The organism is Bradyrhizobium sp. CIAT3101 (assembly GCF_029714945.1).
In the GTDB taxonomy this organism is placed as follows: Bacteria; Pseudomonadota; Alphaproteobacteria; order Rhizobiales; family Xanthobacteraceae; genus Bradyrhizobium.
The window spans coordinates 774,265-800,790 of the sequence record NZ_CP121634.1 but is presented as its reverse complement, the minus strand read 5'-3'; the positions used below and the strand labels follow the sequence as shown (position 1 = coordinate 800,790).

Here is a 26,526-nt window from a genome sequence, read left to right as displayed (position 1 = left end):
CCGGCTTTTTTGTTGGTGCGAGACCTCGACCACAACACAGGTGTCATGCCCCGCGAAGGCGGGGCATCCAGTACGCCGCGGCCTCTCGGTGAACGACTGACGTCTCTGGAATACTGGATCACCCGCCCCAGTGCGCAATTGCGCACAAGGCGGGTGATGACAGCGGAAATTGCGGCGACAGCTGAGCGTGTGGCGACTTACTTCTTCTTCCGCGCCTTCGGCTCGGGCGTCAGCGCCTGCGGGTCGAAGCCGACATAGAAGATGTAGTTGTCGGCGACTGCGGCTGACGGCACCGGGTAGGACAGGTCCTCGGCAATGAACGTAAACGGCACGCTGCCGCCTTCCGACATCGCGACCGTGGTCCGGTAGGCTTTCGAGGCGATCACCTTCTCGCCGACACCGCCCAGCACCACGGCGACGCGCAGCGGAACCTCGACCGTGTTCGGCGCGCCGGCTGGCCCGGCGATGACGCGGCCCTGGATGCCGATGCGCGCGGTGATCTCGCCGCCGTTGCGGACGCATTCGCGCGCCATCTTGGTGATCGAGGCCTGGAAGCGCACGTCGTTGCCGACGGCCGGCTTGCCTGTCGCCCCGACCCCATAGGTGGAGGCTCCGGCGCGCACCGTGACCTGCGGGCAATCGATGTCGTCATCGGCCGCCGGCTGGCCCGGCGCCGGCGCCGGCTTGGCCGCATCGTCGGATTTGCCACCGAACAGATTCTTGAAGCGGTCGGTCAGAGACTGTGCCGCGACCGGCGAGACGGATGCGAACGACACCGACAGCGCCAGTGCGATCACCGGACCCCGCCGCAGCGCATTCCGCAATGAGCGAAGCTCGTTCATCAACGCCTGTACTCCATGACAACATTCCGGCCGATCGCCGGTGTGATGCGGTTTATATCGCCAAAATCGGCGATCCCAAGGCAGGAAAAAGCTGACTTTGGCGCGCGTTCAGCCGCGGAAATCCTCGTGCAGCAGGCCGAACAGCAGATGGTCCTGCCAGACCCCGTTGATGCAGAGATAGCGGCGGGCAAGGCCCTCGCGGGAGAAGCCGCACTTCTCCAGCACCCGGATCGACGGCGCATTGGTGGGGATGCAGGCGGCCTCGACCCGATGCAGATTGAGCTCGCCGAACAGAGTCGGCAGCAGCACCCGCAGCGCCGCGGTCATGTAGCCGCGATGGGCGTGGGGCTGGCCGACCCAATAGCCGATGGTGCCGGCCTGGACGATGCCGCGCCGCACGTTGGCGAGCGTGATGCCGCCGACCATGGCGCCGTCGAGCTCGCGGAAGATCAGGAAGGGGTAGGAGCGGTCCGCGGCGATATCCTCGGAATAGCGGCGCAGGCGGCGGCGAAAGCCGGACCGGGTCAAATCGTCCGACGGCCAGATCGGCTCCCACGGGGTCAGGTAATCGCGGCTGGTCTCGCGCAGATGCGCCCACTGCAGGAAATCCGACATCTGCGGCGCGCGCAGCAACAATCCGTTGCCGCGGGGGGCGAGAGCAGCAGGTCCACTGGATGGCAGGCGAAACAGGGCCATGGTGATGCTTCCCGGGACGGCGCGGTTCGCGCGGCTCCTAATGCAGCCGCGCCTTGGCCCGCGCCTTCGTCAATCCTTCCGCAAAAGACACCGCCGTGTCCAGACCCCTGCCGCTGCCCAATGCAACCACCGCAGGGCGGCTACGCGAAAGCAGTGCACGCGCCGCATCGCGGGTCGATTCGACGCTGACCGCGTCGATCCGGGCCACCAGCTCCTGCACCGTCTGCGGCCGACCATAGGCCAGCACGTGCCGGGCCAGCTGCTCGGCGCGCGAAGAGCAGCTCTCCAGCGCCATCAGCAGGCCCGCTTTCATCTGCGCCTTGGCCCGCGCAATCTCGGCTTCGGTCAGGGTCTCGACCGAATCGTTCATGATGTCGACCACGACCTCCATCATCTCCGGCGCGTCGGCGGGATCGGTGCCGGTGTAGAGGCCGAAGAAGCCGGTGTCGGTATAGGGCGCGTGAAACGAGTAGATCGAATAGCAGAGGCCGCGCTTCTCGCGGACTTCCTGGAACAGCCGCGACGACATTCCGCCGCCGAGGATGTTGGTGAAGACCTGGAGCGAGAACAGCGACAAATCGGTCTGCGGCACGCCTTCCAGCGCCAGCGTCAGATGCGCCTGCTCCAGCTCGCGATGCACGACCTTGGCGCCGCCCTTGCCGAACTGAGCCGCCTGCGGCTTCGGCCCGGGCGCCGCGTCAAAACTCGCAAAGCGCTTCTCGACCTCGGCGACGACCTGCTTGTGATCGACCGCACCTGCCGCCGCGACCACCATGTCGGGCCCGCGGTAATGCGTCGAGAGATAATCGCGCAGCGAGTCGCGGTTGAAGGCGCGCAGGGTCTTGGCGGTGCCGAGCAGCGAGCGGCCCATCGGCTGGTCGGGATAGCAGAGCTCATTGAGATGCTCGAACACGACGTCGTCGGGCGTGTCCTGGGCCGCGCCGATCTCCTGCACGATAACGTTCTTCTCGCGCTCGAGCTCGTCGGGCTCGAAGGCGGGATTGGCCAGGATGTCGGCGAGCACGTCGAGCGCCAGCGGCACGTCGGCCTTCATCACCCGGGCATAATAGGACGTCGTCTCGGTCGAGGTGCCGGCATTGAGGTCGCCGCCGACCGCCTCGATTTCCTCGACGATCTCGCGCGAGGAGCGCCCCGTGGTGCCCTTGAACGCCATGTGCTCGAGCAGGTGCGAGATGCCATGCTCGTTCGGCTTCTCGTCGCGGCCGCCGACGCCGGCCCAGACGCCGAGCGCGGCGGTCTCGAGATGCGGCATGTTGTCGGTGACGACGGTCAGACCGGACGCAAGCTTGGAGATCTCGACGCTCATCCAGCAACTCCCTGTTTTGCGGCACGGCTGACCGACAGCACGAACCGCTCGACCTCGGCCTGATCGTTCTTCATCACCTTCATATGTTCGGATTTGGTCATGAGACCGTCGAGCCAGGCCGGCAGCTGCGGCCGCTGGCCACAGGCCGCATCCACGGCATCAGGGAATTTGGCGGGATGGGCGGTCGAGAGCACGATGTTGGGCACGGTCGTATCGGTGGTGTCGCGATCGGCGACGGCGAGCGCCACGGCCGTATGGGGATCGACGAGCTCGCCGGCCTCGCGCCAGGCGGCACGGATCGCAGCCGCCGTTTCGGTCTCGTCGGCACGGCCGGCGTCGAATTCCTCGCGGATCGCGGCCAGCGTCGCATCCGGCAGCACGAAGCGGCCCGATTGTTTCAGCGAGTCCATCAGCCGGCGCACGCTCGCCGCGTCGCGCTTGCTCGCTTCGAACAGCAGGCGCTCGAAATTCGAGGAGATCTGGATGTCCATCGAGGGTGAGGCGGTCGCATGCACCTCGCGCACCTCGTAGATGCCGGTCTTGAGCGTGCGGGCGAGGATGTCATTGACGTTGGCGGCGATGCGCAGGGTGCGCACGGGAAGGCCCATGCGCTTGGCGACGTAGCCTGCAAAAATATCGCCGAAATTGCCGGTCGGCACGATGAAGTCCACCGCGCGCGCCGGTGCGCCGGCGGCGACCGCGGAGGTGAAATAATAGACCACCTGCGCGACGATGCGGGCCCAGTTGATGGAATTGACACCGGACAGCGAGGTCGCATCGCGGAAGCGATGGTTGTTGAACATCGCCTTCACGAGTGCCTGGCAATCGTCGAAATTGCCCTCGATGGCGAGCGCGTGGACGTTGGCGGCGCCCGTCGTCGTCATCATCCGCTGCTGCACCTCGGAGATGCGCTTGTGCGGAAACAGCACGATGAGGTCGACATTATCGAGCCCCGCGAAGGCCTCGACCGCGGCACCTCCGGTATCGCCGGAGGTCGCGACCACGATGGTGGTGCGCTGGCCGCGCTTGGCAAGCACATGGTCCATCAGCCGCGAGATCAGCTGCATCGCCACGTCCTTGAAGGCGAGCGTCGGACCGTGGAACAGCTCCAGCACGAATTGATGCGGCGACATCTGGCGCAGCGGCACCACGGCCGGATGACGGAAGGTGGCGTAGGCCTCGTTCGCCATGCGGCCGAGCTCGGCATCCGAAATCTCGCCGCCGACGAAGGGACGGATAACGTCGACCGCGACCTCCCAATAGGGGCGGCCAAAGAAGCCGGCGATGGTCTCGACGGAGAGCTGCGGCCAGGTCACCGGCACATACAGGCCGCCGTCGCGGGCGAGCCCGGTCAGCATCACGTCGCAGAAGCCAAGCTCAGGGGCCTCGCCCCGGGTCGAGATATAACGAGTCAAACTGCCCTCCAAAGGCCGGCCCGAGCTGAATTCGGGCCTTAAGCCTTTGATTTCACGATGTTCCTAGTTCACAGCCAGAGGCTTTGCGGCACCATAGAGTGTTTTCCGGGGCCGCACCATGCCCAACGAAAAAGGGCTGCGGCGATGCCGCAGCCCTTCTCTTGGAAGGTCTGTCGTTGTGTGTGCAGACCCGGTTTCCGTGCCGGGGCGTCAGCCCCAAAAATCGTTCCCGCGAGCTTTCGTCGCCTGTCACGAAATCGTCAAGCACAAAAACGGCGCGCGACGCCAAAAGTTCCTGTTTTTCCCGATACGCCGCGTCGAGGCCGACGACCAGACGGCCGGACGTCCGGCCTGACTGCCGTTTTTTCCCGATAGAGGTGCCAGATAAGGAACGAAGGCCTCAGCCGCCCATTGTGTCGGCGGATGGTATCCACCGTCGTCCACGCATTGCCCGGATGCGCGGCGGTGCCGATCCGCCGACTGAGCCGGCTGCATCCTGGAGCAGCCGGCCCAGTCCCTGACGGCGTCAGGTCATTCCGATTTCAACCGCGATCCGGATCAGGTCGGAGTGGTTCTTGGCCCCCAGCTTCTGCTTGAGCAGGGACGTGGTGTTGGCAACGGTCTTGTACGAGATGCCGAGCGCCTCGGCGACCTCGACGATCTTGTTGCCGCGCCCGAGCAGGCGGAGAATTTCGAGCTCCCGCGGCGTCATCTGCGAGGCCGGATTGGCCTTGATCGCAGCGCCCGAGAAGGTCACGGCCTCCGCGAGTTGCGGCGAAATGTAGTTATCGCCCGCGACCACCTTGCGCACGGCCTTGAGCAGGATCCTGGGATCGTCGCCCTTGGAGACATAGCCCTGCGCCCCGAGCTCTACGGCACGCACCACGAAGGCCGGATCATCGTTCATGCTGAACATGATGATCTTGGCGTCCGGATCGTCCTTGCGGATCCGGCGCATCAGCTCGAAGCCCGAGACATCAGGCAGGCTGATGTCGATCACGGTCACGTCGGGCCGCTTGCTGACATAGGCGCGATGGCCCGATTTCGCGTCGGTCGCCTCGTCGATCCGGATCGAATGATCGGATGCGAAAAGGGTGCGGCAACCGGACAGCACCACGGGATGGTCGTCGACGATCAGGACCCTGGTCGCCAGCTTGGCGGTATCTTGCATCGCACGCTCTCTTGTTATCTCACTCATAAACCGGCGGGAACAAATGGAAAGAGAAAATCCCGCCGATGCGCGTTAGAATTGACCTAATGTGGCAACGACTCTCGTTCAGGACCCAGCTGTTTCTTCCGCTCGGCGTGATGTTCATCGCGGCTCTGCTGATGGGCGGCATTCTCCTGCACGTTTTCACAACCGGCCAGCTCGCCGAAGAGAACGAACCGGCACAGCGATCGACCCGGGCGGTCGCCGAGGCCCTGAACAGCGCCCTGCGGTCGTCCGAGAACCCGCGCAGGACCCTCGACGATTTCGTCGGGAGGCTCGACGCGTCGTCTGACATCCAATTCCATTCCGCGGAGGCTGGTTCTCCCCCGTTTGCGCCGAGGCCCCTGCAGGGCCCGCATAGCCCGCCGGGATGGTTCGTCGATCTCCTCGCCGTCCCCGACCTGCATATCGCATTTCCCGTTACCATCGGCAGCCAGCGCGTCGGCGACATCGTGTTCTCGCCCGATCTGTCGGCCGCGCTGTTTGAGACATGGGCCGGCTTTCTCGCGCTCGCCGGCGTCCTCGTCGTACTGGCCGGACTGACCGCAGTCATCGCCTACGTGCTCGCAGGCTCGGCACTGCGTCCGCTGCAAGATCTCGGTGCGGGCCTCACCCGCATCCGGCGCGGTGATTATGCGACGCCGATCCCGGTGGTCGGACCGCCTGAAATCCGGCAGAGCTGCAAGGAAGCCAACGCGCTGGCAGCGACACTCGCGCAATTGAGCCAGGACAATCGCGAGCTGCTCCACCGGATGGTGTCGCTGCAGGACGATGAGCGCCGCGATCTCGCGCGCGAGCTGCATGACGAGCTTGGCCCGCTGCTGTTCAGCATCCGTGCCGGCACGATCGCGCTGAGCGAGGCGTCGCCGCAGACGGGAAATCTCGGCAACTCCATGCAGGAGGTGATGCGATCGGTCGAGGCGCTGCAGCACACCAACCGCCGCATCCTGGACCGGCTGCGGCCACTCTACATCGAGGAATTGGGACTCGAGGCCAGCGTGCAGACGCTGCTCAACAATTTCCGCAGACAGGCGCCCCATATCGGCCTGACGGCTGCGCTCGATCCTGGTCTGAACGGGATTGACGGGCCGCTGGCCCAGACTGTCTATCGGCTGATCCAGGAGGCGTTGACCAACGTGCTGCGCCATGCCGCTGCACGCAATGCCCATGTGCAGGCGAGCATCGCCGGCGGGGCGCTCGCCATCGATATCTCTGACGACGGCGCCGGCTTTCCCACCGATAATGTCTTCGGCCGAGGTCTCACCGGCATGCATGAGCGCGTGCGCGCGCTCAGCGGATCGCTGTCACTGCTGCGCGCGGACGATCGAACCTATGTGCGCTGCCGCCTTCCGCTCGCGGACGTCTCGATTTCCCCCTAGCACGCACCGCAATGATGCGGACCCTGCTGCGCCGGTTCGCACAGCGTGCTGTGGATCTTGCCTTCCGCACTGAAGCGAAACGAGGCGCGGATGCGCAGCGCGCCCGCGACGGAGTATTCGAGATCGACGCCGTTCTGCGCGGGATGGATCTCTTCGAGGCCGAAGCCCGCCGACGAGAACGCGTTGAGCTTCGGACCCCAATAGGTCTCGAGCTCACGCCGGCCGCGATAAAGCTGCATGCCGTTGCACGTGCATTCGACCTCGCCATCGTCGGCATAGAGGTCGAGCAGCGTCGCGAGGTCGCCCTTGCGGCAGGCATCTACCCAATCGACAACAAGTCCCATCTGATCGAAATCGCGCACGCCAGCAATCCTGTTTGCCGCGGAATATCCAGAGGCGGCTTAAGGTCACCCTCGTGAATATGCGCTGAATAATAAAGTCCGGGCGATACCGGGTTCCCTCCGGGAACTTACGGATTCGCTGCGCTCTTTCGTCGTCCCCGCACCCACGCCGCGAATGCGATCAGCACCGCGCCCGCAAGCGCGAACCAGGTGATCGCGTATTGCAGATGGTCGTCTTTCAGATTCACGTCGAGCGGCCCCGGGCGTGGAATGTTGTTCTCGGGCGCCGGCTGCTCGAGGTCGACGTAGAACGGCGCGGTCGTCCCCCAGCCGAGCGCGCTTGCGATCGCCAGATGATCGCGCACGAACCACAGCCGCTTCTCGCGGTTTTCCGCCGGCGTGAGCCATCCCGGCGCTTCGGGAAATCGCAGATAGCCGGTGAGCGCGACCGGCGTGCCGGTGACGAGCTTCTTCACCGCGCGATCCTCGACACTGCGCTCCTGCATCGTGTTCTCGACGAAGCCCGCATCGATCACGACGATCTCGCCGCTCGGCAGCTGTGCCGGCAGGAAGGCCCAGGTGCCGGGGCCGGAGGCATCCTTGCGGACGGCGGAGCCGGACGAATAGACCATCGCATCCGGCGCGGCCGCATAGGTTGCGGTGAAAGTGACACGACGGAATTCATCGCGCGCGGGATTCAGCGCGGCCCATTGTGCCGGCGGCGGCAGCGCGATCGGTGCTGCCGCGAGGCGCTCGGTGAGTGCGGCGATCAGTTCGTGCTTGGCGGTACGGCGCTGCAATTGCCAGACACCGAGCGCGACAAAGGCCGCGGTGAGCAGAAGCGTGAACAGCATGAAGCCGGCCACGCCCGGCTTGCGCGCAAGCTCGCTCATTTCGCGCGGTCGATCAGCCGGCCAGGTGCTGCCTTGTGGTGGAATTGCAGCGCGATCAGCAGCGATTTCATGGAGCGCAATGGCAGCAGCGTGGTTGCGAGGATCAGCGGAAACCACAACACCGCGTGCAGCCAGAACGGCGGCTGATATTTGACCTCGACGACGAGCGCACAGCCGACCACGATCGCGCCGGCCAGCATGATGATGAAGATCGCCGGTCCGTCGCCGGCATCGATGAAGGCGTAGTCGAGGCCGCAACGGTTGCAGGACGGCGCGAGCGTCAGGAAGCCCGCATAGAGCTTGCCCTCACCGCAACGCGGGCATTTGCACGCGAGCCCGCGCAGTGCGCTCTGCAGGACGGTGGGCTGGGACTCGGGAGTGCCGGCAGGTTCGCTCATGACGCGCAAGCCTATCACAGTTTCAGTTTGGCCTCGGCCACTGGAAAGCAAAAGGGCGGCCCTGCGGCCGCCCTTTCCGGATCGATTCGCGGCGGCTCAGTGCGCGCCGTGGGCCATGGCCTCGGCGCCGTGTCCCCAGACGTAGATGCACAGGAACAGGAACAGCCACACCACGTCGACGAAGTGCCAGTACCAGGCGGCGAACTCGAAGCCGAGATGCTGCGTCGGCGTGAAGTGGCCGGCATAGGCGCGGAGCAGGCAGACCAGCAGGAAGATGGTGCCGACCAGCACGTGGAAACCGTGGAAGCCGGTCGCCATGAAGAAGGTCGCGCCGTAGACGTTGCCGCCGAACGAGAACGCCGCGTGGCTGTACTCATAGGCCTGCACGCAGGTGAAGGCCGCGCCCAGCAGGACGGTGAGGATCAGGCCGTACTTCAGGCCCTGGCGATCGTTCTCGAGCAGCGCGTGGTGCGCCCAGGTGACCGTGGTGCCGGAGGTGAGCAGGATCAGCGTGTTCAGCAGCGGCAGATGCCAGGGATCGAAGGTCTCGATGCCATGCGGCGGCCAGGTGCCGGGCACGGTGCACGCACCAGCCGCAGTGCCGAGGCCGCAGCCGAACACGGCGTCGCGGGTGGCGTGGACGGCGTCGGCCGGGAACAGCGCGGCGTTGAAATAGGCCCAGAACCAGGCAACGAAGAACATCACCTCGGAGGCGATGAACAGGATCATTCCGTAGCGATGGCTGATCTGGACAACCCGGGTGTGGTCGCCCTTGTACTGGGCTTCCTTGATCACGTCGCCCCACCAGCTCGCCATGGTGTAGAGCACGCCGACGGTGCCGATACCGAAGATGATCGGCGCGGCCGAGACCATGTGATGCATCCAGGTGATCGCGCCGACCGCCATGATGAAGGCCGAGATCGAGCCGACCGCCGGCCACGGAGAGGGATCGACCAGATGGTAGTCGTGATGCTTGCCTTGCGCGGTAGCCATTGCGGTCTGTCTCCTCAATCCCGTGCCTGTCCGGCACTTATCCCCTTATTCCAACCCTGAGCGTCAACCCGGCGGCTGGAGATTTCCCTTGCGTTTGTCGTCGTCACCGGATGCGAGCGGCTTCACCACCGGATCCTTCACCGGATAGAACGTGTAGGACAGCGTGATGGTGCCGAGCCCGTCATTGTCGTGGTCGTCGACGATCGACGGATCGACGTAGAACACCACGGGCATCTCCCGCTTCTCGCCGGGCGCCATGGTCTGCTCGGTGAAACAGAAGCAGTTGATCTTCTGGAAATAGGACCCGACCGTCAGCGGTGCGACGTTGTAGGCGGCTTGCCCGGAGGTGGTGCGCGCGGCCTGGTTGGTCACGGTGTAGTAGATCGTGGTGACCTGGCCGATGTTGACTTCGACCTCGGTCTGCTCAGGCTCGAACTTCCAGGGCAGGCCCGGCGCGACGTTGGAATCGAAGCGCACCGCGATCTTGCGTGCGATCGGGCCGGTGGCCGGCGCCGAGGTCGCGACCTGGGTCGTGCCATTGAAGCCGGTGGCGCGGCAGAACCAGTTGTAGAACGGCACCGCCGCATAGGACGCGCCGACCATCAGCGCGACCACGCCGCCGCAGATCGAAGCGACCAGCGCATCGCGACCCAAGCCCCCTGAACGACCCTTCCTGGCCGTTCGGCTCTGATCCTGCGATATGGTCTGCTTCTGATCCATCTCTGTCACATCGGGCGAACTAGAACGCCGGGTCCCTTGACCATGGTAACGGCGAAGAAAAGGATGACGAGCACACCGAGCGCCAAAGCAATCGCAATGGAGCGCTGACGACGGCTCTTCTTCTGCGCCTCGGTGAGGACGATTCCATCTGGCTCGGGTTTGTCAGCCATCGCCGTGATCATGCGCCCCCAACCATCGGAGCAAGCGCCCGGAAGACGACCTCGGCCAGCAAGGTCGCGAACAGCGCGAACAGATACAGGATCGAGAAGGCAAACAGTTTGCGTGTCGCGCGCAAGGACTGGCTGCGCCCGCGGCGGACATAGACGTTGATCGCGAGCACCAGCATGCCGGCGCCGAGCACCAGCGAGGTGACGCCGTAGATGGCGTCGAAATAGCCGAGCGCCCAGGGCGCCGCAGCCACGGCGATCAGCACGATGGTGTAGAGCAGGATCTGCAGACGGGTCGCGTCGGGGCCGGCGACGTTGGGCAGCATCGGAATGCCGGCGCGGGCATAGTCGTCGGAGCGGAACAGCGCCAGCGCCCAGAAGTGCGGCGGGGTCCAGAAGAAGATAATGGCGAACAGCAGCAGCGGCTCGACGTCGACCTTGCCGGTCACGGCGGCCCAGGCCACCACCGGCGGCAGCGCACCGGCGGCGCCGCCGATCACGATGTTCTGCGCGGTCCAGCGCTTCAGGCCCATCGTGTAGATCACGACATAGAAGAAGATGGTGAAGGCGAGCAGCGCGCCCGCGATCCAGTTGACGAGGATGCCGAGCGTCATCACCGAGAAGAAGGCGAGCGTCATGCCGAACGCCATCGCCTCGGGCCGGGTGATGCGGCCGCGCGGGATCGGGCGGTTCGCGGTGCGCGACATCTTGGCGTCGATGTCACCCTCGAGCGCCATGTTGAGCGCGCCGGACGCACCGGCACCGACGGCGATGCAGAGCAGCGAGGTGATGGCGAGCACCCAGTGGAAGTGTCCCGGCGCCATCGCCATTCCGACCAGCGCGGTGAAGATCACGAGCGACATCACCCGCGGCTTCAGCAGCGCGAGGTAGTCGCCGACCTCCGCCTCGGAGATGCGGGGATTGATGTCGATGGCGTTCTGGTCGAGGACGGACACTAGTTTAACTCGCTTCGTTATAGAGCCGCGGCGCCCGTCTCGGGCGCCGCGGAAGTTGGCTTACTGCACGCGGGGCAGCACTTCGAACTGGTGGAAGGGCGGCGGCGAGGACAGCGTCCACTCCAGCGTGGTCGCGCCCGCACCCCAGGGATTGTCGCCCGCCGGGACCTTCTTCATGAAGGCGTCGAGCACGCAGTAGAGGAAGATCAGCACGCCGAAGCCGGAGATGTAGGAGCCGATCGACGAGATCAGGTTCCAGCCGGCGAACGCATCCGGATAGTCGACATAGCGGCGCGGCATGCCCGACAGGCCGAGGAAGTGCTGCGGGAAGAACACCAAATTGACGCCGACGAAGGTGAACCAGAAGTGCGCCTTGGCCAGCGTCTCGTTGTACATGTAGCCCGACATCTTCGGGAACCAGTAGTACCAGCCGGCGAAGATCGCGAACACCGCACCGAGCGACAGCACGTAGTGGAAGTGCGCGACGACGTAGTAGGTCTCCTGCAGCACGCGGTCGACGCCGGCGTTCGCCAGCACGACGCCGGTGACGCCACCGACCGTGAACAGGAAGATGAAGCCCACCGCCCAGATCATCGGGGCGCGGAATTCGATCGAGCCGCCCCACATCGTGGCGATCCAGGAGAAGATCTTCACGCCGGTCGGAACCGCGATGACCATCGTGGCAGCGACGAAATAGGCCTGCGTCGCCGACGACATGCCGACCGTGTACATGTGGTGCGCCCACACCACGAAGCCGATGCCGCCGATCGCCACCATGGCGTAGGCCATGCCGAGATAGCCGAACACGGGCTTGCGCGAGAAGGTCGAGACAATCTGGCTGATCATGCCGAAGCCGGGCAGGATCAGGATGTACACCTCGGGGTGACCGAAGAACCAGAACAGATGCTGGAACAGCACGGGGTCGCCGCCGCCGTCGGGCGCGAAGAACGTCGTGCCGAAATTGCGGTCGGTGAGCAGCATGGTGATCGCACCGGCGAGAACCGGCAGCGACAGCAGCAGCAGGAACACCGTCACCAGGATCGACCACACGAACAGCGGCATCTTGTGCAGGGTCATGCCCGGCGCGCGCATGTTGAAGATGGTGGTGATGAAGTTGATAGCGCCGAGGATCGACGAAGCGCCCGCCAGATGCAGCGACAGGATCGCGAAGTCGACGGCCGGGCCGGGATGGCCGGAGGCCGACAGCGGCACATACATGGTCCAGCCGGCGCCGACGCCGTTCGCGCCGGGCTCACCCTCGACGAAGGTCGACATCAGCAGCAGACCGAAGGAGGCCGGCAGCAGCCAGAACGAGATGTTGTTCATGCGCGGGAACGCCATGTCGGGCGCGCCGATCATCAGCGGCACGAACCAGTTGCCGAAGCCGCCGATCATCGCGGGCATGACCATGAAGAAGATCATGATCAGGCCGTGCGAGGTCACGAACACGTTATAAGTGTGCGTTTCGTGGAATATCTGCACGCCCGGATACATCAACTCGGCGCGGATCGCGATCGACATCGCGGCACCGATGATGCCCGCGATGACCGCGAAGATCAGGTACATCGTGCCGATGTCCTTGTGATTGGTCGAATAGACGTAGCGCCGCCATCCGGTCGGATGGGCGTGCTCGTGGTCATGCGCGTGATCGCCGTGTGCCGCTGCGCTGGTTGCCATTTTCAAATCCTGCCTTGCGTCCCATTCGGACCGTGTGCGGTCCCGCCCTTTATGTCGCTTTCAGTCCCTCAAGCCGTCGCCCGGCGCTTACTGCGTCGGGCCGGCCGCGGAGGCGAAAGTGCTGGTGCCGCCGCTCGCATATTTCTTCTTCGCCGATTCAACCCAGGAGGCGAACTCCTGGTCGTTCACCACGCGAATGGCGATCGGCATGAAGGCGTGGTCCTTGCCGCAGAGCTCCGAGCACTGCCCGTAGAACATGCCGGTCTTGGTGGCCTTGAACCAGGTTTCGTTCAGCCGCCCCGGAATGGCGTCGATCTTGACGCCGAAAGCCGGCAGCGCGAACGCGTGGATGACGTCGGCGCCGGTGACCTGAACGCGAATCACCTTGTTGACCGGCACCACCATCTCGTTGTCGACGCCGAGCAGGCGGGGCTGCTTGTCCTGGGCCATCAGCGAGTCGAACTCGAACTTGCCGTTGTCCGGATAGGCATAGGACCAGTACCACTGCTTGCCGGTGGCCTTGATGGTCAGATCCGCCTTCGGCACGTCGAGCTCGAGGAACAGCAGGCGGAACGACGGCACCGCGATTCCGACCAGGATCAGCACCGGCACCAGGGTCCACACCACCTCGATCAGCGTGTTGTGGGTGGTCCGCGACGGCACCGGATTGGCCTTCGAATTGAACTTCACCACCACGACCACGAGCAGCGCCAGCACGAACAGCGTGATGACGATGATCAGGACCGACAGGAAGTCATGGAACCAGACGATGTTGTCCATCACCGGGGACCCGGAGGCCTGGAGATGCCATTCCCACGGCTCGGGCTGCCCGAGCTCGGCAAATGCCGCACCGCCCGTCGCCAACATGATGCCAGCCGACACCAAGGCGATGGTGGCCAATCCCAGCAAATGCCGGCCCACCCGACTCTTCGACATCCTCATGCCGCTCGCGCTCCCCTTACGAAATCACCCCAAGTGCATTGCCCTGTTTCCGGGAAATGCTTATTCGACCCGCCCGTCCGACAAACCGCCGCGCAAGAATACCTCTAAGAGGAATTGGGGCCAGATCGCTCAAACGCCGAAATCAAGCCTCTCAAACCATAATTCTTGATCTATCGCAATGCAGTCTTGAGCCCCCTCTGTCTGCCGTCACCCGCAAGATATTTCCCAGCAACATCAGACAAAAATACCGTTTCCCGGGATGCCGTGGCTTGACAGCCGCATTGCCCGCGGTAGGCACTGGCGGACAGTTGCGCAGGAACCTGATTCGTGCCGGCGGTGGCGGGCCAAGGCGGCGCGGGATTTGCTTGGGAATTGCCTTCAAGACGCCGTCATTGCCGTATCAGTCCACCAGCGCGAGCGAGCAGAGGGACCGACCCCGATGGGGCTTTCGAGATGGATGGCAAGGCCGGCTGATGGCCTCAAGGCGCTGATCGGCCTGCTGGCCGCCGCCCTTTTCCTTGCCCTGCCGAGCCTCGCCCATGCGCAGGGCGCGGTGCGCTCCGTCCATGGCGACTGGCAGATCCGCTGCGATACCCCGCCGGGCGCCCAGGCCGAGCAATGCGCCCTGATCCAGAGCGTGGTGGCGGAAGACCGCTCCAACGCCGGCCTCACCGTGATCGTGCTCAAGACCGCCGACCAGAAGAGCCGCCTGATGCGGGTGGTCGCGCCCTTGGGCGTCCTGCTGCCCTCCGGCCTCGGGCTGAAGCTCGACAACCAGGACGTCGGCCGCGCCGGCTTCGTCCGCTGCCTGCCCAATGGCTGCGTCGCCGAGGTCGTCATGGACGACAAGCTGCTCGGCCAGCTCCGCAGCGCCAAGACCGCGACCTTCATCATCTTCGAGACGCCGGAAGAAGGCATCGGCTTCCCGCTCAGCTTGAACGGGCTCGGCGAAGGCTACGACAAGCTGCCGTAGGGCCCTCTCACACGCTATCCACGCGATAGAGTTCCGTGTCACACCAGGTGCAGCGATAAAGGCGCCCCACAGGGGGCACCGCCATGCTCGCCGCCTTCTGGCGGCATTTCGCGCAAACGATGCCGTCTGCCGTGTCGCAGCCGGGATGGGCCGCGAGATAGGCCGCGCGCGTCGGATAGGATGTCCAGTTACGGCGATAGATGAGCAGATTTGCGAGCAGAACCAGCGCGAGAACAGCGAAGCCGATGATCAGGCCTTGATACTGATCCAGCAATGCCAGCAGGTAATTCCACATGCCGAGGCTCTCGCGACGTCAGTCCGGATGAGCCATCCAGATAGACTGAAATTTTGAAAGCCGGCTTAAGGGGAAGGCGTATCTATCGTTTCCGTAATGTGACGGCCCGCCCCTCGCGGAACTGCCGGGAAACCATTATCTTGCCTCACATCCCCCGATAATGGACGGACGCATGACCAACCCTGCCACGACCTCCCTGCTCGACCGCGCCAATCTCGACCGCGACCAGGTTCGCCACGAGGTCGCGCGCGGCCTTGCCGGTGCCGACGACGGCGAATTGTTCCTGGAATACAGCCAGACCGAAGCGCTGATGTTCGACAATGGGCGGCTGAAGCAGGCGACCTACGACACCTCGCAAGGGTTTGGCCTGCGCGCCGTAAAGGACGATGCGGTCGGCTATGCGCATTCCTCCGACGTGTCGCTGCCGGCGCTGATTCGCGCCGCCGACGCGGTGGCCGCCGTCCGCGGCGGCTATTCCGGCAGCTTTGCCGCCCCGCCGGCTCATACCAACGTCCGGCTTTATAGTGACGACAATCCGCTGGACGCGCCGGGCTTCGAGACCAAGGTCAAGCTGCTCGCCGAAATCGACGCTTACCTGCGCGACAAGGATCCGCGGGTGCGGCAGGTCAGCGTCAGCCTGGGTGCGACCTGGCAGGTCGTCGAGATCCTGCGGCCCGACGGCGAGAGCTACCGCGACATCCGCCCGCTCGTGCGCGTCAACGTCTCCGTCGTCGCCGGCCAGGGCGACCGCCAGGAGAGCGGCAGCAAGGGCTATGGCGGCCGCGCCGGCTATGCCGAATTCATCGAGAGCAAGAACTGGCGCGACGCCGCTGACGGCGCGCTGCGCGAGGCGCTGGTCAATCTGGAATCGATTCCCGCCCCGGCCGGCGAGATGGACGTCGTGCTCGGCGCCGGCTGGCCCGGCGTGATGCTGCATGAAGCCGTCGGTCATGGCCTTGAGGGCGACTTCAACCGCAAGAAGACGTCTGCGTTTGCCGGCCTGATGGGCCAGCAGGTCGCGGCCAAGGGCGTCACCGTGGTCGACGACGGCACCATTGCCTCGCGCCGCGGCTCGCTGTCGATCGACGACGAGGGCACGCCGACCAACCGCACCGTGCTGATTGAGGACGGCATCCTGGTCGGCTACATGCAGGACCGCCAGAACGCGCGGCTGATGAACATGAAGCCGACCGGCAACGGTCGCCGCCAGGGCTATGCCCATGTGCCGATGCCGCGCATGACCAACACCTACATGCTCGCGGGCGACCGCGACCCGGCCGAGATTCTCGCGTCGGTGAAGAACGGCGTGTTTGCCGCCAATTTCGGCGGCGGACAGGTCGATATCACCTCGGGCAAATATGTCTTCCAATGCACCGAGGCCTACAAGATCGAGAACGGCAAGATCGGCGCGCCGCTGAAGGGCGCCATGCTGATCGGCAACGGGCCGACCGACCTGCATCGCATCCGCATGATCGGCAACGATCTCGCGCTCGATACCGGCATCGGCACCTGCGGCAAGAACGGTCAGGGCGTGCCGGTCGGTGTCGGCCAGCCGTCGCTGCTGATGGAACGCATTACGGTGGGTGGAACGGGCGCATGAGCGTTGAAAAAGTAACTGTCAGCACCAAGCGGAAGAGCAGCGGCTGGGCCGGTCAGCTGGTGCAGCTCGCCGGCATCGTCGCCGCGGTCTTCATCGCCAAGGGCGCGCTGGCCGAGCCGTTCTACGTGCCATCGGGCTCGATGGAGCCGACGCTGCTGATCGGCGACGCCCTGCTCGCCTCGAAATTCCCCTACGGCTACGGCACCTCGTCGCTGCCGATCCAGATCAATTTGCCGGAAACCGGCCGCGTTTTCGCGGAGACGCCGAAAGCGGGCGACGTCGTCGTGTTCCGCTGGCCGGGCGACCGCTCGCAGGCCTGGGTCAAGCGCGTCGTAGGCCTCCCCGGTGACCGCATCCAGATGCGGCAGGGGCAGCTCTTCATCAACGATCGTCCCGCCGAGCTCAAGCCGGATGGCGTCGGCGCCGCCGAGGACGACAATGGCGGCAGCGAGCCTGCCTACCGCTACATCGAGACGCTGCCGAATGGCGTCAAGCACCTGATCTTCAAGATGCGCGACAACGGTCCGCTCGACAACACGCAGGAAGTGACGGTGCCGGCCGGACATCTGTTCGTGCTCGGCGATAACCGCGACAACTCGGCCGACAGCCGCGTGCCGCTGCGCTCCGGCGGCGTCGGCCTGCTGCCGGTCGACAATCTCGTCGGCCGTGCCGACGCCGTGCTCGGCTCCTGGGATCTCGGCATGCGCGGCCAGCCGGTGTGGACCTGGCTCTCCGGCTTCCGCCTCGCGCGGTTCTTCACCGCCGTGCACTGAGCCGATCTCATGACCTTCGACGACGTCAGAAAATTTGCGCTGACGTGGCCGGAGGTCGAGGACGGCACCTCCTACGGCACGCCAGCGCTGAAAGTGCGCAAGAAGATGCTGGCGCGCCTGAAAGAGGACGGTGACAGCCTCGTGATGCCGGATGTCCCGATCGACGAGCGCGCAATGCTGGTCGAGAGCCAGCCGAAGATCTTCTATTTCACCGATCACTACGCTGATTATCCGATCGTGCTGATCCGCCTGTCCAAGGCGAAGCGCGCGATCGTCGAACCATTCCTGCGGCGGCGCTGGCGCACGCTGGCCTCGAAGGCGGCGCGAGCGGATTATGATGCGCGCGCAAACGCGTGACCGGCGCCATGGATGAGGCCCGCTTCCTCGCGCTGGCGCTGAAGAACCCGGTCAACGTCGCGATCCTCGACGAACTTCATCGGATCGCGCTGCCGGATGCGTGGCTGGTGTCGGGATGTCTGGTGCAGACGGTGTGGAATGTGCGTACCGGCCGCGCCATCGATCACGGCATTGCCGACTATGACATCTTCTACTTCGACCCCGATACCTCCTGGGACGCGGAGGACGCCGTGATCCGCACACTGCAAGCCCGGCTCGGGCATCTCCACGCCAAGATCGAGATCCGCAACCAGGCGCGCGTGCATCTGTGGTACCCGGCCAAGCACGGCCTGCCCTATCCGCCCTTGTCGTGCTCGACTGACGGTATCGACCGCTTCCTCACACAGAACACACAAGTCGGCGTGAGGCGCGCTGGTGACGGGTTCGAGGTCTATGCGCCGCACGGCTTCGATGACGCCGCAGGCCTGATTGCACGCCCCAATCCCGGTCCGAATTTCTCCGCGGCGAATTACATGACGAAAGTCGTGAGGTGGAAAGCGCTGTGGCCAGAGCTCACGGTGATTGCAGCGGAGTGAGCTCTCGTAGGGTCGGCAAAGCGACTTGTCCGCCGTAGCTCGAAGAGCGAAGGCGGAAGCGTGCCCACGACCTCTCGCAATCATTGAATGATGGTGGGCACGGCGCTTGGCGCCTTTGCCCGCCCTACGGCACCGTGTCTACCGCACCACACCCGACGTGAACCCGGCCTTCCGCCGCGGCGGCTTGATGTCCTTTTTCAGGAAGCAGCGCGCTTCGCGACCGGTATAGCCGGGACGGGCATAGGTGAAGGCGCGGCATTTGTTGTCGGCGGTGCAGGCGGCCTTGCAGGCGTCCTCGCCTTCGCCTTCCTTGAGTTCGAAATTGCGCAGGTCTCCGCCGGGGCGGTCGATCGAGGTCTCCACGCCCTCGACGCGCGGCTCGATCACGCCGGCGCCGCGGACCCCGGAGATACAGCAATTGGCGGGCTGTCGCGGCGGCACGGTATTCTTGAGCCAGCACACCGCCGCGGCGCCGTCGATATCGGGATAGCTGAAGCTCCAGGAGCGGCACTTGCGATCGCGCTCGCAGAGCAGCGCGCAATCCTCGGGATCGCCCGAGGTGACCGGCGTGCTGAAATAATCGCCGCCGGGCCGGTCGAACGCGGTCTGGGCGCGCACAGGCGCGCTCGCAAGGGCGAGCGACAGCAGCGTGACGCAAGCCACGACGCTGGCCAAGACCTTGGCCATGACGGCAGGCAGGCGGCCCTTCCCCATCGGAACAGCTTTCGAGTTATTGACGGCGCTCAGGTTTTTCGGCCGGTCATTTGATCGCCGCAAACCTGTATGGGCGATGAACGGCCTAAATCCTGGTCGTTGGCCTATTTGCCTAGAGCGGGAGGGAGATGGCTCTAGAACGCGTATTCCGCGTAGGCCGGTTCCACCGAGCCCTTCCAGGCGCCGTTGAATTTCTCGAGCATCTCCTCGGCCGGAGTCCGGCCGGAATCGATGATGCGGTCGAGCGGCTCCAGATGCCGGGTCTCGTCGCGACCGATCGCGTCGATGCGGCCGCGGCGACGCAGGCCCGCATGGGCCAGAACAAGGCACTCCTTGGCGATCTCGAACAGATAGCGGTCCTTGATCCGCGCCTTGAAGCCGAACCGCGGCACGTCGTCGCGCAGGGCCTGACGCTCGGGCGCGGTCCAGTGCTTCACCAGGTCCCAGGCGGCGTCGAGCGACACGTCGTCATAGAGCAGCCCGGCCCAGAACGCGGACAGCGCCGGCAGGCGGCCCCACGGGCCGCCGTCGGAGCCGCGCATCTCGAGATAGCGCTTGAGCCGCACTTCCGGGAAAATCGTCGACAGATGGTTGGCCCAGTCCGACAGGGTGGGACGCTCGCCGGGCAGATTGTTGTTGCGGCCGTCGAAGAAGGCGCGGAACGAGGAGCCCGACACGTCGATATAATCGTCGCCGCGCTTGACGAAATACATCGGCACGTCGAGCGCGTAGTCGACATAGCGCTCAAAGCCCATACCGTCCTCGAACGCCCACGGCATCATGCCGGAGCGCGCATTGTCGGTGTCGCGCCAGATCTCGGAGCGGAACGACAGGAAGCCGTTCGGCTTGCCTTCGGTGAAGGGCGAGTTGGCGAACAGCGCGGTTGCGACCGGCTGCAGCGCCAGCGAGACGCGCAGCTTCTTGACCATGTCGGCTTCGGACGAGAAGTCGAGATTGGTCTGCACCGTGCAGGTCCGGTACATCATGTCGAGGCCGTATTGGCCGACCTTCGGCATGTAATTGGTCATGATCTTGTAGCGGCCCTTCGGCATCACCGGGATGTCGGCCCGCGACCAGGACGGCGTCATGCCGAGCCCGAGAAAACCGATGCCGAGCGGGGTCGCGATCTCGCGCACCTGCGCCAGATGCGCCATCAGCTCGCTCTGGGTCTGGTGCACGTTCTCGACCGGTGCGCCCGAGAGCTCGAATTGTCCGCCGGGCTCCAGCGAGATCGCGCCGCCGCCGGTGACATCGTAGAGGCCGATGATGTTGCCCTTCTCCATGATCGGCTCCCAGCCGAGCAGGAGCTTCATGCCTTCGAGCAGTGCGCCGATGCCGCGCGCGCCCTCATAGGGCACCGGACGGTGGCCCTCGAGCGTGAACGGCGTCTTCTCGTGCTCGGTGCCCATCCGCCATTCGGACTGCGGCTTGCAGCCGGCCTCGAACCACGCGACGAGCTCGTCGCGCGATTGCAGCGGCGTCATATCGATCTGGTCTCGCGCCATATCAAACTCTAATCAAAAGGGCGCTTCGATCGAAGGCGCGCGGGTGACGGGGACGGTCCGCGAACCCATCGGGTCCACGGACGAGCTGGTGTGCCGCGCGGTCATCGCGACGGCGAAGTTTCGTTGACGTTGACGGCCGGCGGCAGCTTCATCTCACCGCACGAGCAACCCAGGCGGTCGAGCAGACCGCTGAGCTTGACGGCATCGGCATCGGACAGTTTCGAGCCGACATATTTCTCGATCGCAGCCGAATAGGCGCCCCACATCCGCTTCTGCAACTCGCGGCCGGCCTCCGTGATCTCGACGAATTGGCCGCGCTTGTCGATCTTGCATTCGCGCCTGCAGGCGAGCCCCTCATCGACCAGCCGGTCGATCAGGCGCGAGGTCGAGTATTGCGGGATCAGCATCTGCCGCTCGAGTTCCACCGGGCGCAGCTCACCGCTCGGTGCGCGCGACAATTCGAGCAACGCGTCGTACCACGCCAGGGGCGGGAACCCGGCCTTCTTCAGGTCCTGCTCGACGCAGTCGAGCACACGGCTCTGCACCCGCATCAGGCGGATCCAGGCACTGGTTGCCTCGGTTGATGGTTTGCGTTTCATGGTCCCGCTCAAGCTCGTCGTCCGCTTCTTACCCCACTCGATGCACCTGCATCAATCTTGACTATTGCATGCAGGTGCATGTAGGCGTTCTTTCGCCCCAACCAAGCGTCAAGAGGAGGAAATTCCATGAAACTGTATTACTCGCCCGGCGCCTGCTCGCTGTCCCCCCATATCGCGCTTCTCGAAGCCGACCTTCCCTACGAGCTGGTCAAGGTCGATATCCGGGCCAAGAAGCTCGAGAACGGTGAAGACTATCTGAAGGTCAATCCGAAGGGTCAGGTCCCCGCGCTGGGCCTCGACAATGGTGAGATCGTGACCGAAGGCCCGGTCATTGTCCAGATGATCGCGGACAAGGCTCCGGCGAAGGCGCTGGCGCCCGCACGCGACAGTTCCGAGCGCTACAAGCTGCTCGAATGGCTGAACTTCCTCACCTCCGAGGTGCACAAGAGCTTTGGCCCGCTGTTCGCACCGGCCCTGAACGACGACGCCAAGGCGTTCTTCAAGGACCGCGTCATGGGCAAGCTGAAGCACATCGACAGCGAGCTCGCCGGCCGCGACTACCTGATGGGCAAGCAGTTCTCGGTCGCCGACGGCTATCTCTTCACGATGCTGACCTGGGGCGACCGGATGAAGTTCGACCTCTCGGCGATGCCAAACCTCACCGCCTACAAGGCCCGCGTCGCCGCACGGCCGAAGGTGCAGGAGGCCTTGAAGAAGGAAGGGCTGGCGCAGGCCGCCTGACCGCTCGCAACATGAGCAAGCCAAAAGGCCGGATCGACGATCCGGCCTTTCTCGTTGGTCGTCGGGCGACAGCGGCGCAGAACCAGCTCGCCGGACTATCGTACCTCTCATTAGACTTATGAACTACTGTTCGCAGAACGTAAGTGGTGCTGTCTTGTCAGTACCCGCAAAGCGGGCGAGCTTGGCGTGATTGATTGAATAATTTTTGGCTCGTATCGAGGTTTGAACTTGACGATTGCCTTCGTCCTGATCGTTGCAAGCGTATTGGTAGGAATAGCGACAGGTTATTTTTTCAGGATCTGGGCGCTGGTCGTGCTTTCGCCCTTCATCGCGATATTCGCGGCGATCATTCTTCGCGCTTACGGATTCGGAATGATGGCGGGCGTGGCCGTCGTTGCCATCTGTCTTGCCGTCTCGCAGCTCGCCTACTTCGCGACGACCTATCTGCGCTACGCGCGCGACATCTCACCGCATGACGAAATCGACGGCGAGCCAGGCGAGATAGGCGAGAAGAAAATCCGCCCCGAGCACAAGTAACGCAAACGCCGCCCAAAGCATGGGCCCCCTGCGCCGCAATCGGGCCGGCTTTCGCGCCGGCAGAACGCGGCCGAGCGCAGGCGTAACAGCATATTTCGCGGCGAGATCGCGATCGAACGCGGTCTTCCGCAGCACCAAAGAGTTCATCAAGGACACTTTCTTATTTCGTCTTCAACTTGCCGGTGGTGCGGCAAGTGTCCCAACAAGGTTTCGTTCCTCGACTGGTCAGCAAGAGTAGTGCCAACCCAAGCAAAAGAACGGCGCCGCTTTGACGCGCATATGACAATTACGCGACGGGGCGCACCGAAGGATTCTCGCACGGTTCCTACCCGGATTCTGTGACCGGTTCCACAACCTGGGGATTAATCTGACGTAACCGTGATAAAGGGCCCTGACATGCGAAAGGCCGGATCAATGATCCGGCCTCCGCCTTTGAGCGATTTTCAAGCGATCAGGCAGCAGCCGCCTTCTTCGGCGCAAAGCGGCCGTAGAACGTTTCACCCTTCGCAGCCATCTCCTCGAGCAGCTTCGGCGGCGTGAAGCGCGAGCCGTACTTGGCCTCGAGCTTGTGGCAGAGCTCGACGAACTTCTTCGTGCCCATGAAGTCGATGTAGGACAGCGTGCCGCCGGTGAACGGCGCGAAGCCGAAGCCGAGGATCGAGCCGACATCCGCCTCGCGCGGATCGGTGATGACGTGATCCTCGACCGTGCGCGCGGCCTCCACCGCCTGCACCACCAGGAAGCGCTGCTTCAGCTCTTCGACGTCGAGCGTATCAGGATCGAGCTGCTTCGGCTGCAAGGCCGAAAGGCCCGGCCACAGGCTCTTCTGGCCCTTGCCCTCGGGATAGTCATAGAAGCCCTTCTTGTTCTTGCGGCCCAAACGGCCCTGCTTCTCGACCATCTCGACCATCAGCTTCTTCTGATCGGGGTTGATGGCGTTGGGGCCGAGATCGGCTTCGGTCGCCTTCATGATCTTCAGACCGAGGTCGAGCGCGACTTCGTCCGAGAGCGAGAGCGGGCCCACCGGCATGCCGGCCATCTTGGCGCAATTCTCGATCATCGCCGGCGGCACGCCTTCGAGGAACATCTCGTTGCCCTCGGCGACATAACGGCCGACGCAGCGGTTGGCGAAGAAGCCTCTGGAGTCGTTAACGACGATCGGCGTCTTGCCGATCTGCCGGACGTAATCGAGCGCGGTCGCGAGTGCGACATCGCCGGTGTTCTTGCCGAGGATGATCTCGACCAGCATCATCTTCTCGACCGGCGAGAAGAAGTGGATGCCGACGAACTTGCCCTGGTCCTTGAAGGCCTCGGCCAGCGAGGTGATCGGCAGCGTCGAGGTGTTCGACGCGAAGATCACGTCCGGCTTGAGATATTCCTGCGCCTTCGCGAACGTCTCCGCCTTGACCTTGCGGTCCTCGAACACGGCTTCGATGACGAGGTCGACGTCCTTCAACGCGGCATAGTCCGCCGTCGGCGTGATGCGCGCGAGCAGCGCCTCAGCATCAGTCGGCTTGGCGCGGCCCTTCTTGATCTGGTCCTCGATCACCTTCTGCGCATGCGCCTTGCCCTTGTCGGCGCTCTCCTGGTCGCGATCGATCAAGACGACGTCGAGGCCGGCGCGGGCCGAGACGTAGCCGACGCTCGCGCCCATGAATCCGGCACCGATCACGGCGATCTTCTTCACCTTGGTCGCGGGCACGTCCTTCGGACGGCGCGCGCCCTTGTTCAGCTCCTGCATCGACAGGAACAGGCTGCGGATCATCGCGGCCGCTTCCTTCGAGCGCAGCACAGAGGTGAAGTAGCGCGACTCCACGCGCAGTGCCGCGTCGATCGGCAACTGTAGGCCTTCATAGACGCAGCTCATGATCGCACGCGCGGCCGGATAGTTGTCGTAGGTCTCGCGGCGATAAATCGCGTTGCCGGCCGGGAACATCATCATGCCGGCCTTGGAGAACACAGGACCACCGGGCAGCTTGAAACCCTTTTCGTCCCAGGGCGCGACAGCCTTGCCGCCGCCCTTGATCCAGTCCTTCGCCGCCTTGACGAGGTCGGCAGCCGGCACGATGGCGTGAATCAGATTGAGCGCCTTGGCCTTGTCGAGCGTCACCGGATCGCCCTTGAGCAGGATCGTCATCGCGTCCTGCGGCGGCACCAGGCGCGGCACGCGCTGGGTGCCGCCGGCGCCGGGGAACAGGCCGACCTTGACCTCGGGCAAGCCGAGACGCGTCTTGGGATTCTCGGCGGCCACGCGATAGTGGCAGCACAGCGTGATCTCGAATCCGCCGCCGAGCGCGAGGCCGTTGATCGCGGCCGCCCACGGCTTGCCCGACGTCTCGATCGAGCGCAGCACCTGCGAGAAGCGGCGGCTCTGGTCGAACAGCATCTGATTCGCGGCGGTCTCGCCCTGCTCCTTGAGGACCTTGGCGTAGGCCTGGTTCATGCCTTCGAGCATGGAGAGGTCTGCACCGGCGCAGAACGCGTCCTTGGCCGAGGTGATGACGACGCCCTTCACCGCGGCGTCGGCCGTGGTCGCCTTGACGATCGCATCGAGCTCGCTGGTCGAGGTCTCGTCGAGCACGTTCATCGAACGGCCGGGGATGTCCCAGGTGACCAGCGCGATGCCGTCGGAATCGGTCTCAACCTTGAAATTCTTGTAAGCCATGTTGGTTGCTCCCCTACCCCTTAGACGCGCTCGATGATGGTCGCGGTGCCCATGCCGCCGCCGATGCACAGCGTCACCAGGGCGGTGGACTTGTTGGTGCGCTCGAGCTCGTCGAGCACGGTGCCGAGAATCATGGCACCGGTCGCACCGAGCGGATGACCGAGCGCGATGGCGCCGCCATTGACGTTGATCTTGGCGTTGTCGATGTCGAAGGCCTGGATGTAGCGCAGCACGACCGAAGCGAAGGCTTCGTTGAGCTCGAACAGGTCGATATCCGACTTCTTCATGCCGGAACGCGCGAACAGCTTTTCGGTGACGTCGACCGGACCGGTCAGCATCATCGCGGGCTCTGAGCCGACATTGGCAAACGCGCGGATCTTTGCGCGGGGCTTCAAACCGTACTTCGCGCCCGCGTCCTTGCTGCCGAGCAGAACGGCGCCGGCGCCGTCAACGATGCCCGACGAGTTGCCGGCGTGATGCACGTAGTTGACGCGCTCGATCTCCGGGTGCGACTGCACCGCGACGCCGTCGAAGCCGCCCATCTGCGCCATCATCGTGAACGACGGCTGCAGCTGCGCCAGCGACTGCATCGTCGTCGAGGGACGCATATGCTCGTCCTTGGCGAGGATGGTGAGGCCGTTGATGTCCTTCACCGGCACGATCGACCTGTCGAAGCGGCCTTCCTCCCAGGATTTTGCTGCACGCTGCTGGCTCTGCACCGCATAGGCATCGACGTCGTCGCGCGAAAAACCGTATTTGGTGGCGATCAGGTCGGCCGAAACGCCCTGCGGCATGAAGTAAGCGGGCACCGCCATCGACGGGTCCATCGGCCAGGCGCCGCCGGAGGCGCCGATGCCGACGCGGCTCATCGATTCGGCGCCACCGCCGATCACGAGCTCATGCTGACCGCTCATCACCTGCGCGGCGGCAAAGTTCACGGCGTCGAGGCCGGAGGCGCAGAAGCGGCTGATCTGCACGCCGGGCACGGCTTCGCCGAGACCAGCCTTGAGCGCGGCAAAGCGCGCGATGTCGGAGCCGGCTTCGCCGACGGGATCGACCACGCCGAGCACGACGTCATCGACGGAATCTTCCGGCAGATTGTTGCGGTCCTTCAGCGCCTTCAGCGGCACGGTGGCGAGCGCCAGCGCGGTGACTTCGTGCAGCGAACCGTCCGCCTTGCCGCGGCCACGGGGGGTGCGAACGTGATCGTAGATGAATGCCTCAGGCATGACGCCC

At 64.6% G+C, this 26,526-nt stretch carries 28 protein-coding genes; 8 read left to right on the top strand and 20 right to left on the bottom strand.

The features are described 5' to 3' along the window. Nucleotides 1-197: 197 nt before the first annotated feature. The 5 genes from QA645_RS03610 to QA645_RS03590 form a co-directional block, all read right to left on the bottom strand. Nucleotides 198-845: a hypothetical protein gene (locus tag QA645_RS03610; protein WP_254195909.1), complete on the bottom strand. Its 648-nt coding sequence runs from the start codon at nt 843-845 to the stop codon at nt 198-200. 105 nt (nt 846-950) lie between these two features. Further along, nucleotides 951-1,538 carry a GNAT family protein gene (locus tag QA645_RS03605; RefSeq protein WP_018316343.1) on the bottom strand — a complete coding sequence of 196 codons (588 nt, stop codon included), beginning with the start codon at nt 1,536-1,538 and terminating at the stop codon, nt 951-953. Between the two features lie 37 nt (nt 1,539-1,575). Next, nucleotides 1,576-2,865 (bottom strand): pitrilysin family protein, encoded by a 1,290-nt coding sequence (locus QA645_RS03600; protein ID WP_283048243.1) that lies wholly within the window; start codon nt 2,863-2,865, stop codon nt 1,576-1,578. Continuing rightward, nucleotides 2,862-4,280, bottom strand: a complete 1,419-nt coding sequence (thrC, locus tag QA645_RS03595) for a threonine synthase (RefSeq protein WP_283048240.1) — start codon at nt 4,278-4,280, stop codon at nt 2,862-2,864. Before thrC ends, QA645_RS03600 begins: the two co-directional genes overlap by 4 nt. A 526-nt stretch (nt 4,281-4,806) precedes the next feature. Beyond that, nucleotides 4,807-5,451 (bottom strand): response regulator transcription factor, encoded by a 645-nt coding sequence (locus tag QA645_RS03590; protein WP_254134864.1) that lies wholly within the window; start codon nt 5,449-5,451, stop codon nt 4,807-4,809. An 86-nt stretch (nt 5,452-5,537) separates the two neighbouring features. On the opposite strand from QA645_RS03590, the gene QA645_RS03585 reads away from it, so the two are divergent. Next, complete coding sequence (locus tag QA645_RS03585; RefSeq protein WP_283048237.1) at nt 5,538-6,869, top strand: histidine kinase; 1,332 nt, start codon at nt 5,538-5,540, stop codon at nt 6,867-6,869. Here QA645_RS03585 and QA645_RS03580 read toward each other — a convergent pair. From QA645_RS03580 to coxB, 9 genes are all read right to left on the bottom strand, one after another. After that, nucleotides 6,866-7,231 carry a nuclear transport factor 2 family protein gene (locus QA645_RS03580; protein ID WP_254134866.1) on the bottom strand — a complete coding sequence of 122 codons (366 nt, stop codon included), beginning with the start codon at nt 7,229-7,231 and terminating at the stop codon, nt 6,866-6,868. The genes QA645_RS03585 and QA645_RS03580 overlap by 4 nt on opposite strands. Before the next feature lie 107 nt (nt 7,232-7,338). Continuing rightward, a complete protein-coding gene (locus tag QA645_RS03575) occupies nt 7,339-8,103 on the bottom strand; it encodes an SURF1 family cytochrome oxidase biogenesis protein (protein ID WP_283048234.1) in 765 nt (254 codons plus the stop codon). Beyond that, a complete protein-coding gene (locus QA645_RS03570) occupies nt 8,100-8,501 on the bottom strand; it encodes a DUF983 domain-containing protein (RefSeq protein ID WP_254134868.1) in 402 nt (133 codons plus the stop codon). Before QA645_RS03570 ends, QA645_RS03575 begins: the two co-directional genes overlap by 4 nt. Nucleotides 8,502-8,597: 96 nt before the next feature. Next, nucleotides 8,598-9,494, bottom strand: a complete 897-nt coding sequence (locus QA645_RS03565) for a cytochrome c oxidase subunit 3 (RefSeq protein ID WP_254134869.1) — start codon at nt 9,492-9,494, stop codon at nt 8,598-8,600. A gap of 63 nt (nt 9,495-9,557) precedes the next feature. Then, nucleotides 9,558-10,214 carry a cytochrome c oxidase assembly protein gene (locus tag QA645_RS03560; RefSeq protein ID WP_254134870.1) on the bottom strand — a complete coding sequence of 219 codons (657 nt, stop codon included), beginning with the start codon at nt 10,212-10,214 and terminating at the stop codon, nt 9,558-9,560. 5 nt (nt 10,215-10,219) lie between these two features. Next, the gene (locus QA645_RS03555) at nt 10,220-10,396 is read right to left on the bottom strand and encodes a CoxF protein (protein ID WP_254195916.1); all 177 of its coding nucleotides are present in this window, start codon (nt 10,394-10,396) and stop codon (nt 10,220-10,222) included. After that, nucleotides 10,393-11,337 (bottom strand): heme o synthase, encoded by a 945-nt coding sequence (locus tag QA645_RS03550; RefSeq protein WP_283048231.1) that lies wholly within the window; start codon nt 11,335-11,337, stop codon nt 10,393-10,395. The genes QA645_RS03555 and QA645_RS03550 overlap by 4 nt, the downstream gene beginning before the upstream one ends. Nucleotides 11,338-11,397: 60 nt before the next feature. Next, on the bottom strand, nt 11,398-13,014 hold the full coding sequence (gene ctaD / locus QA645_RS03545; RefSeq protein WP_254134873.1) for a cytochrome c oxidase subunit I: 1,617 nt from the start codon (nt 13,012-13,014) through the stop codon (nt 11,398-11,400). A gap of 87 nt (nt 13,015-13,101) precedes the next feature. Next, a complete protein-coding gene (gene coxB, locus QA645_RS03540) occupies nt 13,102-13,956 on the bottom strand; it encodes a cytochrome c oxidase subunit II (protein ID WP_254134874.1) in 855 nt (284 codons plus the stop codon). A gap of 439 nt (nt 13,957-14,395) precedes the next feature. Between coxB and QA645_RS03535 the strand changes: the two genes are divergently transcribed. Beyond that, nucleotides 14,396-14,929 carry an invasion associated locus B family protein gene (locus QA645_RS03535; protein WP_283048229.1) on the top strand — a complete coding sequence of 178 codons (534 nt, stop codon included), beginning with the start codon at nt 14,396-14,398 and terminating at the stop codon, nt 14,927-14,929. A gap of 7 nt (nt 14,930-14,936) precedes the next feature. Here QA645_RS03535 and QA645_RS03530 read toward each other — a convergent pair whose 3' ends face one another. Next, nucleotides 14,937-15,224, bottom strand: coding sequence for a hypothetical protein (locus QA645_RS03530; RefSeq protein WP_283048227.1), 288 nt, complete (start codon nt 15,222-15,224; stop codon nt 14,937-14,939). 172 nt (nt 15,225-15,396) lie between these two features. Between QA645_RS03530 and tldD the strand changes: the two genes are divergently transcribed. The 4 genes from tldD to QA645_RS03510 are packed head-to-tail and all read left to right on the top strand — an operon-like array spanning nt 15,397 to nt 18,529. Then, on the top strand, nt 15,397-16,824 hold the full coding sequence (gene tldD, locus QA645_RS03525; protein WP_254134877.1) for a metalloprotease TldD: 1,428 nt from the start codon (nt 15,397-15,399) through the stop codon (nt 16,822-16,824). Continuing rightward, nucleotides 16,821-17,597 (top strand): signal peptidase I, encoded by a 777-nt coding sequence (gene lepB / locus QA645_RS03520; protein WP_283048223.1) that lies wholly within the window; start codon nt 16,821-16,823, stop codon nt 17,595-17,597. Before tldD ends, lepB begins: the two co-directional genes overlap by 4 nt. Before the next feature lie 9 nt (nt 17,598-17,606). Further along, nucleotides 17,607-17,954: an MmcQ/YjbR family DNA-binding protein gene (locus QA645_RS03515; protein ID WP_283048222.1), complete on the top strand. Its 348-nt coding sequence runs from the start codon at nt 17,607-17,609 to the stop codon at nt 17,952-17,954. 8 nt (nt 17,955-17,962) lie between these two features. Beyond that, entirely contained in the window at nt 17,963-18,529 is a 567-nt protein-coding gene (locus QA645_RS03510) for a nucleotidyltransferase family protein (RefSeq protein ID WP_283048221.1), read from the top strand. A 138-nt stretch (nt 18,530-18,667) separates the two neighbouring features. Here the strand turns inward: QA645_RS03510 and QA645_RS03505 are convergent, their stop codons facing one another. The 3 genes from QA645_RS03505 to QA645_RS03495 all read right to left on the bottom strand — a co-directional run bounded on the left by QA645_RS03505 (nt 18,668) and on the right by QA645_RS03495 (nt 21,347). Then, the gene (locus tag QA645_RS03505; protein WP_254134880.1) at nt 18,668-19,243 is read right to left on the bottom strand and encodes a PAN domain-containing protein; all 576 of its coding nucleotides are present in this window, start codon (nt 19,241-19,243) and stop codon (nt 18,668-18,670) included. A gap of 134 nt (nt 19,244-19,377) precedes the next feature. After that, nucleotides 19,378-20,748: a glutamate--cysteine ligase gene (locus QA645_RS03500; protein ID WP_283048220.1), complete on the bottom strand. Its 1,371-nt coding sequence runs from the start codon at nt 20,746-20,748 to the stop codon at nt 19,378-19,380. A 101-nt stretch (nt 20,749-20,849) separates the two neighbouring features. Continuing rightward, nucleotides 20,850-21,347 carry a MarR family winged helix-turn-helix transcriptional regulator gene (locus QA645_RS03495; RefSeq protein ID WP_254195918.1) on the bottom strand — a complete coding sequence of 166 codons (498 nt, stop codon included), beginning with the start codon at nt 21,345-21,347 and terminating at the stop codon, nt 20,850-20,852. Nucleotides 21,348-21,473: 126 nt separating this feature from the next. Between QA645_RS03495 and gstA the strand changes: the two genes are divergently transcribed. Both gstA and QA645_RS03485 read left to right on the top strand, forming a co-directional pair. Further along, complete coding sequence (gene gstA, locus QA645_RS03490; protein WP_283048218.1) at nt 21,474-22,088, top strand: glutathione transferase GstA; 615 nt, start codon at nt 21,474-21,476, stop codon at nt 22,086-22,088. 228 nt (nt 22,089-22,316) lie between these two features. After that, nucleotides 22,317-22,625, top strand: coding sequence for a hypothetical protein (locus tag QA645_RS03485; protein ID WP_283048217.1), 309 nt, complete (start codon nt 22,317-22,319; stop codon nt 22,623-22,625). Between the two features lie 451 nt (nt 22,626-23,076). On the opposite strand, the gene QA645_RS03480 is transcribed toward QA645_RS03485, so the two are convergent. Beyond that, on the bottom strand, nt 23,077-25,290 hold the full coding sequence (locus QA645_RS03480) for an FAD-dependent oxidoreductase (protein WP_283048216.1): 2,214 nt from the start codon (nt 25,288-25,290) through the stop codon (nt 23,077-23,079). Between the two features lie 20 nt (nt 25,291-25,310). After that, nucleotides 25,311-26,519: an acetyl-CoA C-acetyltransferase gene (locus tag QA645_RS03475; protein WP_283048215.1), complete on the bottom strand. Its 1,209-nt coding sequence runs from the start codon at nt 26,517-26,519 to the stop codon at nt 25,311-25,313. Nucleotides 26,520-26,526 lie beyond the last annotated feature (7 nt).